We start from the raw sequence: 1,100 nt of genomic DNA on the forward strand, positions 1-1,100 counted from the left end.
GTTCTATGGCGAAGCGCGGGCGCTCGGCATGTACGAAAACCGCTTTTCGACCGCAACCTGCATGGCGCGTACGGTAGTGTTGCGCGAGCTGAAGTATCGTGAAGAACTCGAAGCGTATGAGGATTGGGATCTCTATTCCCGCGCACTCGCCACGGGGAAGCGCTTCATTGCAACGAACGGCATTCATTTCTTCTATCGGCGTCGTGCGAATTCGATGTATCACACTCCGGAGCGTGTCGCGCGGCATCGTGAGTTGTACCACGCGTTGTTGACGGGCAAGATGGTCGAGGCGGGGGAGGTGAGGCTCCCACTGTATGTTCTTGAGGGCGGGCAGGCCGCCTCTGCAGCGCCCGGCGCGTTGGAGGAGGAACTCCACGCGTTACGCAGTCAGCTCGCCTTCTATCAGAACAGCAGGGCCATTTTTGCGACGCGGAAGATCGTGGAGTACCTCAAGGCCAAGGCGCCGTGGGCGATCAAGCTGACGCGGCACGGGTTGCAAACCGTATGGCGTGCGCGCAGACGGCTGCGCTCGTAATGGCCTTCAGTCGTCCAACACCCGGGTAGGAACTGCTCCATCGAGGAACAAGCGGAGCGCGGCTCGAATCCCGAAGGCGAAGCATTCGTCGCTGCGGGACCGATGGCCCGGCGCCTGATGTGTCTTTGCGTTCAATTGCTTTGTTTCTGGCCCCATAAAGGTAGCGGCCAGATTGCGCAAAGGCTCTCGTCTCGCCTACCGTATTCCGGAATGAGCATGGATGGGGGGCGGTTTTCTATCCGGGATGAGAGGTGTTCGAACACTTTTTGTTGCACTTCCAATGCGTTCCATTCTCGTCTGCGACGGGTATATGACTTTCGTTGAACCCCGATGCCAAACTCATCGGCTACAATGCTGTCGCTATAATTTTTCTTGTTTTACTTGTACTTGGCCGTCGTGTATGAGCCTCAGCATTCGGCTTATGCTTGACAAAACGACGACCAGCGCTCGGCCGATCATGCGGCGGCCCGACCGCCAATCTATGTGGCTGTCGATGCAGCCGCATGTCCTTCGCGACCGAGCATTGCCGAGGCTCGGGTTGTCCAAAGATCGTGCGCGCGTGGAT

General features: G+C 58.1%; 1 protein-coding gene. It reads left to right on the plus strand.

The annotated features are described in order from the left end of the window. The coding region (locus ACWGDX_RS39370) for a hypothetical protein (RefSeq protein ID WP_453633641.1) at positions 1 to 535 on the plus strand (535 nt) is incomplete at its 5' end. Positions 536 to 1,100 lie beyond the last annotated feature (565 nt).

This window comes from Streptomyces sp. NPDC055025, assembly GCF_053608565.1.